General features: G+C 48.7%; 7 protein-coding genes and 3 pseudogenes. 4 read left to right on the forward strand and 6 right to left on the reverse strand.

Features of this window, described 5'->3' with window-relative positions; translation table 11 throughout:
• Positions 1-759: 759 nt before the first annotated feature.
• Complete coding sequence (locus FS690_RS15645; protein ID WP_065647934.1) at positions 760-2,097, reverse strand: cytochrome c; 1,338 nt, start codon at positions 2,095-2,097, stop codon at positions 760-762.
• A pseudogene (locus FS690_RS15650) lies at positions 2,090-2,734 on the reverse strand (GMC oxidoreductase); the annotation flags it as partial. The gene FS690_RS15645 and the pseudogene FS690_RS15650, both read right to left, overlap by 8 nt.
• Here FS690_RS15650 and FS690_RS15655 point away from each other — a divergent pair.
• Complete coding sequence (locus FS690_RS15655) at positions 2,726-3,235, forward strand: DNA-binding protein (protein ID WP_065647933.1); 510 nt, start codon at positions 2,726-2,728, stop codon at positions 3,233-3,235. The pseudogene FS690_RS15650 and the gene FS690_RS15655 sit on opposite strands and share 9 nt — an antisense overlap.
• A 32-nt stretch (positions 3,236-3,267) precedes the next feature.
• Positions 3,268-3,408: a hypothetical protein gene (locus FS690_RS18395; RefSeq protein ID WP_167350660.1), complete on the forward strand. Its 141-nt coding sequence runs from the start codon at positions 3,268-3,270 to the stop codon at positions 3,406-3,408.
• 510 nt (positions 3,409-3,918) lie between these two features.
• Here FS690_RS18395 and FS690_RS15665 read toward each other — a convergent pair.
• Together FS690_RS15665 and FS690_RS18690 are read right to left on the reverse strand one after the other, a co-directional pair.
• Positions 3,919-4,422, reverse strand: coding sequence for a cytochrome b (locus FS690_RS15665; protein WP_065647931.1), 504 nt, complete (start codon positions 4,420-4,422; stop codon positions 3,919-3,921).
• A gap of 808 nt (positions 4,423-5,230) precedes the next feature.
• Positions 5,231-5,488, reverse strand: coding sequence for a DUF2614 family zinc ribbon-containing protein (locus FS690_RS18690; RefSeq protein ID WP_145339876.1), 258 nt, complete (start codon positions 5,486-5,488; stop codon positions 5,231-5,233).
• Between the two features lie 64 nt (positions 5,489-5,552).
• Here FS690_RS18690 and FS690_RS15675 point away from each other — a divergent pair.
• Positions 5,553-6,249: pseudogene (locus FS690_RS15675) on the forward strand (IS1 family transposase).
• A 10-nt stretch (positions 6,250-6,259) separates the two neighbouring features.
• On the opposite strand, the gene FS690_RS15680 reads toward FS690_RS15675, so the two are convergent.
• Together FS690_RS15680 and FS690_RS15685 are read right to left on the reverse strand one after the other, a co-directional pair.
• Positions 6,260-6,514, reverse strand: coding sequence for a hypothetical protein (locus FS690_RS15680; protein WP_145339877.1), 255 nt, complete (start codon positions 6,512-6,514; stop codon positions 6,260-6,262).
• Positions 6,515-6,583: 69 nt separating this feature from the next.
• Positions 6,584-7,393, reverse strand: coding sequence for a glycoside hydrolase family 75 protein (locus FS690_RS15685; RefSeq protein WP_145339878.1), 810 nt, complete (start codon positions 7,391-7,393; stop codon positions 6,584-6,586).
• A gap of 347 nt (positions 7,394-7,740) precedes the next feature.
• Here FS690_RS15685 and FS690_RS15695 point away from each other — a divergent pair.
• Positions 7,741-8,326 (forward strand): annotated as a pseudogene (locus tag FS690_RS15695) (IS1 family transposase); the annotation flags it as partial.

An 8,326-nucleotide genomic window follows, 5' to 3' on the forward strand; every position in this document is an offset into this window, starting at 1 on the left:
CTTGTCACTAAATAGCTGGAAATGGTCAAAATTAGCCAAAGTGATTTAATATAAAAAACACCACCCAGTTCGTATAATGCTATTTATGTTAAATTATGGGGTTCATCCCTAACGTTGCAATGTCTTCAAACGTACTGCTGGCCCATCAGGCTCAACCTGCCAGTTGCTCACTGTCCTGCTTGTCGTTGATGCCTGTTTGTTAATTTCGATAGCTTCTTGTGGTTAGCTGCTTTTGGCCAGTAAAAATCATTACACACTCTCATTGATAACTTCACTGTGTAGGTATGCACCCAATAAAATGCTTTGAAGCGCCTAGTCAGGGCTGCATCGTTATGTATGAGTATTTCATTTCTGTGTCTCAGATATCCACTATAGGCAGCAAAATCCGTTTTAACGATAAGCTGAAAACAGCCTTTGCTGCGCTGTTATTCACTAACACAATGTTTTATATATTTTTTATCAGTGTACTCATAAGATCTACAAGGCTTACTAACGGCGGTCTTCCCTCCATAGTGGTTACCTGTCACCTACAGTGGTTAAAGCGGGTTTTCAGTGTAGTGACCGTCAGCTGCGGCCTGTCCGAAAGTCTGTTGCGTAATTGTGAAAGCAGTAACTCCGCAACAGTGTAAGGCATACTTGAAGCAGATTTGTACCTTGCAATGTCATATTTACACCCTCATGTCTCGGTCTGTACAGAAAGCTTCCACCTGAAAATGTATAAAAAACCTCCGCTTCAGCGATGAAGCAGAGGCCCAGGATTTAGCGTTTAGCGGCGCGCTTTTTTCTGAGCCAGAACAGGCCCAGAATCAGTACCCCACCTGCCGCCGCCATGCCGACACGGGCAATCACCATCAGCGGCGACGTGTCTCCGCCCTTGCGCAGCGCCTGAACGCGCGCCGCGCTGATCGTTACCTGGCTGTGCCCGATATCCTGCATCACATAATTGGTGACCGCGGCCACCTGCCCGTCGCTTAACGAATCGACGAACCCTATCATTCCCTGCCCGTTTTCCGGCCAGACGCCCTGCAATACCGCCATTGCCACGTTATCAGCGGTGGGCTTATCCAGAACAGGATGGTGCTGCAGCGCCGGCAGGCCATTTAACCCCTGACCTGAGAGGTTATGGCATGACGCACAGTTGTCCCGATAAACCTGCTCACCCTCACTGAGACCTGCCAGAGACTGCGGCATATCATCGCCCTGCACCGGTGTCAGCGTTTTTGCAGTTGCCGGCTCGCTCACTGCCTGGGTGGCGGGAAGCAGATAGGTTGCAATCGCGTTACGATCGTCTGGTGTCATGCGTGAAAAGCTCTTATCGATTGCTTCCAGCATTGGCCCGCCAGCCGTGGCGCCGTTCGCAGCATGACCAGTCGCCAGATAATCTGCCAGCATCTTACGCGTCCAGTGGGCTTTGCCCTGCAGTGTTGCCGGGGTAATATCCGGCGCGTACCAGGTGCCAAGTGACGCACCCTGCAGATTCTTGTCCTGCTGTTCCGCCATCAGAAAGTTTCGTGGCGTATGGCAGGTACTGCAGTGGGTTAACCCCTGCACCAAGTAAGCGCCACGATTCCACGCTTGCGACTGGGTTGCATCGGGCTGGTAGACCATGTTGTCCGCAAACAACCAGTTCCAGGCAGCCATGCTGAAGCGCAGGTTAAACGGAAACGGCAGCGCGGTAGCCTCCGGGCGGATATCGACGGGCTGTACGCCATGCATGAAGTAAGCATACAGCGCTGCAACATCTTCGTCGGTCAGACGGGCATAAGCGGTATAGGGCATCGCCGGATAAAGCTGGCTGCCATCTCCACGGATGCCCTTACGCAGCGCGGCCGCAAACTGCGCTTCACTGTAATCGCCAATACCGGCGGTTTTAGACGGTGTGATATTGGTGCTGAAGATGATGCCAAGCGGACTCGCAATGGCATGACCACCGCTGAACGGCGCTTTACCCTCTTCGGTGTGACAGGCACCGCAGTCGCCTGCTATCGCCAGATATTCCCCACGCTTGATTAACGTACTCTCATCCGCCGCATACAATTGTGTGCATACTGCCAACAGCACACCCGCCGCCAGTCGCGTTCTCCAGGACTTACCCATGTTGCGTCTCCTGCAGGATTTTATCCGCGGTACGCAGCGCCAGCGCCATCGCGGTAAGCGTAACATTACAGGTTCCCACCGTTGGCATCACGCCGGTGCCGACCATAAACAGGTTTTCATGATCATGGGCGCGTCCCCACGCATCGGTCACGCTGGTCGCGGGATCGAGTCCCATAGAGAGCGTGCCGGTAATGTGCTGGCGATTGGAGAATTTGCCGCTTTTGCTGTGTTTTATACGGGTGGCGCCGAGACGGGCCGCAATGGCGTCATAGCACTCACGCGTTTTCTCTGTGCCTTTTATCACGTAGTCGTCGACATCCCAGTAGAGAGAAGGTGTAGGCAGTCCAAGCGCATCTTTGTTGGCGCTCAGCATGACGCGGTTGTTGGGATCGGGCAGCTGTTCCAGCGCATTTTTGATGCTGAGACGGCGTGCCGCACGAAAGCGGATCTCCTCCTGCAGCTTTTTGCCGAAATACCCTTCCGCCAGCACTTCTTTGGTGACAGAAGCCACCTGCGAGGCGTTGGAAATATCAATGCGGAACGGCGCATGTTCACGGCGAAAATCGCCGTCGCGGAACTGGCCGATTGAACAGGGGCTCACCGGTCCGCGTCCTGGCCAGATCTCCTCATCCACGTCAGTCTTGAGGATGCGCTTTTTACGAACGGCTGCAGCGATGCGATTATCTGTGCCTATGGCAAATCGGTTTATCTGGAGTTTGACCGCGAGGCTGAATCACTGGACATCGCCATCGCGTCTGCCGTAGATCACATTGAATCAGCCCGGATCGGCGCTATAGTCAGTTCTGTTGATTCCGCTCTTGTCGGACTCAGTGACATAGCTGCCAGTACTGAAATGTCCCGCCAGGCAATCAGCCTTTTTAAAGACGGCGCGCGTGGTAAGGGCGGCTTTCCTTCTCCGGTACAGCGCATCAAAAATCAGTTGCCGCTGTGGGACTGGGCTGATGTGGCTGAATGGCTGGCGGATAACGGACGGATTAAGGCCGGAAGTGAGTTGGCTGTTAATGCCCGTATACTCAGCAAATGGAATCTGGCGCTAAGAGCCAGCGCCTCGAAAGACTTTGCGGATATCGTTTCTCTCTCGGTCGCGCTGATAGAACGTCGTCGCAGCGCCTCATAATCGGAAAGAAATAACATGAGGAAGAAAAGGTTATGCAATCAAAACAAGATACTTCTATTAAGAAAATGACCGTCGCTGAGCGTAAAGCGGAAGCCATGCGTCAGCTTAAAGAGTCTTTTGACCTTGCAGAGCGCACAGGCACTTTACGTTACCGCGAAGCAAAAGCTGGTTAATCGTTGGCCTCCTCCAAAACCCGCTAAGGCGGGTTTTTTGTCCCTGTAATTTAGTCCTATAGCCGCCCGGTCAGTAGTAATTGCCTGGCCTCACTTATAGTGTCCTCGGCCCAGTCCCGGCTAAACCCCGGCATCGCATCAAACGCGCTGGCTATATCCGCTGGTATCGCGTCGATATATTCCAGCCCTGCCCGTGATACCTCCACCAGCTCTGAGGCGGCATGACGCAGTGCCAGTAGCTCAGCGGCCATCTTCTGCGTCATGGCGTGATTAGGTAATGCTCCCAACTTACTGAAGTTGGGAGCATTACCACGTTTTGCTTCTTATTAATCTTTCAGGCGTTAATGACAGACACCGAGCCCGGCCACCCTCGGGCTGGATGTCTGAAAAACGTCTGCAGTGGTCAGCCAGAGAGTAAATGTTTAAATCTCATGCCAGACCTGACAGTTTCTTAAACATTGCCACTGCCTGCACCTGACCGAAAAGGTCCAAACAATAAGGCATTCTGCTTCAGGGGCACATATTGCGTAATATATGTTTTCCGTTAAGTTGATGCTTTAAAACAGCCAGAATATGTCCGGCGATTAGCAGTGCAAGCGTCATGCACGCGAGAACGTGTACTTGATTAAAAAACGTAATGGCACTCACGCTATGCAGGGGTTGCGGCACGTGAAACATATGGAAGACATCGATAGCATGATTCATCATCAGCACGCCCGTTATCAGCACTACACTGATATTTGCATACAAAGCCAGATGCCCCAGATGCGCAATACGCTGTTCTCCCGGCGTTAACAGACTTTCTGCCGGACTGCCATGTCTGAAGAGATACCACACTCGTAATATAAAAAACGGGATAAACAGGGTTGTCAGGGAAACGTTAAAAAAACCTATCCACTCTTTAACAGGCTGATCGGGATGACAAAACGCCACATAAAATCCGCTCAGGGTTGCCCAGATTATAATAATGGCTGAAAGCCAGTGTAAAATAATTTGCTGTGTACTGTATTTCATTTTAAAAATCCGTTCTGAATTTCAGGCTCACAAACCTCTACAGGTGCGCACGCGCCCCGGCGAAGCTTACGAGAAATAGTCGTAAAGAAATATACAATTAAAGATATGCTTTAAGCATGAACATCAGGGATAAATGGTTCCGCTTAGCGTCGGAAATCATATCCAGACATTTTTTAAATAACAGTAAGGAAATTCCTGATTATCAGCGCTTATCTGGAAACTCGCCCAAGGACTTATTTTTCATGGCATAAATAATCAGCATTTATTTAAATGTTGAATGCAAAATATTCAGCCGCTTCGGTAATGGGTGGCCTGCTCTTTTGTTGGGATCTCGACTGTTTCACGTCCTGTCATATCTTACATCATGCCCTGAGGCGTTATGTTAAACGCACAGCGCTCGTCAATGTCCGCCCGGTGGGGGCCACTTGAAATTGAGTGCTGATTAATGAGCTTGATAAAAGCGCTCGGGCGGAGTGCGCAATACTTTCAGATAAAGCTGACCTCTGCCGTCATCACAGTTTTGATGCGCTAAAGCGATCGATCAGAGCATGACTGAGATCGGGTCCGTTGACCTGGTAATCATGCCAAGCCAACAGATTTCTCCGTGTTATACCTGAACATCTCAAGATGGAGTTAAGCATCCTGTCGTACAGAACTTATACGGTGCAGCGGACAGCTTAACCTGTGTTAACCCGCGTTTGCAGGTTTTCAGGCTGAATGAAGGATAACTGAACAGGAAGTGGCTGTAACAAACCTGGCTGACAGGAAAACACCTGAATAACGTTTCAGAACCTGCTAACCCACGCGATTACGCATCAGTCGCTCCTCGCGCCTGTAGCTTGGCATCGAACATTCCACTTTCCGCGCCATCTATAATCACCCTTCCGCATGTCAGGCAGTGACTTCCTCTTACGGCGGGTACCACCTTTTCAGGATCGTTTATATCCATGCACACATCACGTGTACCGTATAAAAACGACTCTTTCTGACAGCCTGGACATCGTGTCTGTATGACAAGAATAGCTAAGGGCGTTATGAGTGTGTAACAGATTTCTCTTTTTTGCATGCGGAAACGGGTAATGCTCCCAACTTACTGATTTAGTGTATGATGGTGATTTTGAGGTGCTTGCGTGGCTTCCGTTTCCATCAGATGTCCTTCCTGCTCCGCTACTGAAGGCGTGGTGCGTAACGGCAAAAGCACTGCCGGACATCAGCGCTATCTCTGCTCTCATTGCCGTAAAACATGGCAACTACAGTTCACTTACACCGCCTCTCAGCCCGGTACGCACCAGAAAATCATTGATATGGCCATGAATGGCGTCGGATGTCGCGCCAGTGCACGCATTATGGGCGTTGGCCTCAACACGGTTTTACGCCACTTAAAAAACTCAGGCCGCAGTCGGTAACCTCGCGCATACAACCGGGCAGTGATGTCATTATCTGCGCTGAAATGGACGAACAGGGGGCTACGTCGATGCTAAATCACGTCAGCGCGGGCTGTTTTACGCGTATGACAGGATACGGAGGACGGTTGTGGCGCACGTCTTCGGTGAACGCACTCTGGCCACACTGGAGCGTCTTCTGAGCCTGCTGTCGGCCTTTGAGGTCGTGATATGGATGACGGATGGCTGGCCGCTGTACGAATCACGCCTGAAGGGAAAGCTGCACGTTATCAGCAGGCGTTACACTCAGCGCATTGAGCGACATAACCTGAACCTGAAACAACATCTGGCAAGGCTGGGACGGAAGTCACTGTCGTTCTCAAAATCGGTGGAGCTGCATGACAAGGTCATCGGACATTATCTGAACATAAAACACTATCAGTAAGTTGGGAGCATTACCCACCTTCAGTACCTACGTTGTTACCTGTAGCGTCTTTAACAGAAACTTTCCCGTTAGTATCCCATGATCTGGCTATTTCAGGAGGAACATCAGGACAGTACATTAATCCAGATTTTTTGGATAAAATAATCCCGTTCCTTTGTGAACCATCACTTTGAACAATACTGACTGCTGACTTATCATCAATGCTCTTAGTTTGAATGCAACCTAATAAAATACTGCGACTGAGGGTTAGAATGATAGGTTTCATTTTAAATTCTCATATTGTAATTTCTGTTGTCAATGGCAGTTTTAAGTTGAATTTTTTGGCGCTATTTTTTCACATCATGCATGTTAGAATGTTTTCTTTTCCTCCAATATTCTCGACATGGCTGTCTGCAATCTTTTTCAATTCATCATACGAAAGTGGCCATGATGGGGACTTTCTTGATCCTGGGAATACTATAAAAACCACATCTCCCTTCGGTAATCCACTGCCGATACGTGCATTAGGATTTTGGCCTCCAAGTGATGATGCTAAAAACAAAGATATTTCTCCAAGACTAGCATTTTTAGGGCCAATGTCAGCTAAAATGAAAGGTGACGACTTACCAGTTTTAATATTAATCGCGTAACCAACGTCACCAAGTTTCCCCGTTCCTTTTCTCTTATAGAATTCACCGGGGATAGCAACGTATGGTATTTCTATAGGATTGACGTACTTACTTATGTCAGTGTCACGTTTTTTATTATCTTTAAGTGAAGTTTGGGATATAAAAAAGCCTTCGTAAATCCCGTCAGGTTGCACATAGCCTTCATCAGGTTTTTTCGGGTCTGGCAAAATTATTGACTTCCAATCCCCCCCTTTATATCCAGCATTTTGTAAGCAATCAACACCTATAAAATTTTTGTTAGTCCTACAGTTTTTGCCTTTGTCTTGGGGGTGATAGGCATTTGGTGCGCCATCAACATCTAATGAAAAACTGTTTATCTTAAATAGATATGAATCATTTTTTTTATGTTTTAATAGCGTGGTTTTATTGTATTTTGTCCATTCAATAAAGTCACACTCAGCGTTAGAATAAAATGGCATTGTTAGCATGCTAATGAGTAACGTGCGAATGAATTTGTATTTTGATGATGTAAGCATAATTTAAACCTCTCACCAAACAGCCTAAGGAACGTTTAAATTTATATAACCTACTTTAATATTCTTTGCCACTTGGTATTTTGTTTTTAGTTAACGGCAAAAGGAATTGATGTTGTTTTTTATGCATAAATAAACTGACTTACCATGACACTCGTAAGTTTCACCACCTTCTGAAAAATAGTGTTTTTGATCACATATTTTTTAACCCTCTCATGGTTCCATGTAACTTAAAGGATTAAGTCGTAATGCTTCAAACAAATGATCAGGCGCCAAGTGTGCGTATCGCATGGTCGGTAATGCTCCCAACTTACTGATTTAGTGTATGATGGTGATTTTGAGGTGCTTGCGTGGCTTCCGTTTCCATCAGATGTTCTTCCTGCTCCGCTACTGAAGGCGTGGTGCGTAACGGCAAAAGCACTGCCGGACATCAGCGCTATCTCTGCTCTCATTGCCGTAAAATATGGCAACTACAGTTCACTTACACCGCCTCTCAGCCCGGTACGCACCAGAAAATCATTGATATGGCCATGAATGGCGTCGGATGTCGCGCCAGTGCACGCATTATGGGCGTTGGCCTCAACACGGTTTTACGTCACTTAAAAAACTCAGGCCGCAGTCGGTAACCTCGCGCATACAACCGGGCAGTGATGTGATTGTCTGCGCTGAAATGGACGAACAGGGGGGCTACGTCGGTGCTAAGTCACGTCAGCGCTGGCTGTTTTACGCGTATGACAGGATACGGAGGACGATTGTGGCGCACGTCTTCGGTGAACGCACTCTGGCCACACTGGAGCGTCTTCTGAGCCTGCTGTCGGCCTTTGAGGTCGTGGTATGGATGACGGATGGCTGGCCGCTGTACGAATCACGCCTGAAGGGAAAGCTGCACGTTATCAGCAGGCGTTACACTCAGCGCATTGAGCGACATAACCTGAA

This window comes from Pantoea sp. PSNIH1 (genome assembly GCF_007680655.1).
Classification (GTDB): Bacteria; Pseudomonadota; Gammaproteobacteria; order Enterobacterales; family Enterobacteriaceae; genus Pantoea; species Pantoea eucrina.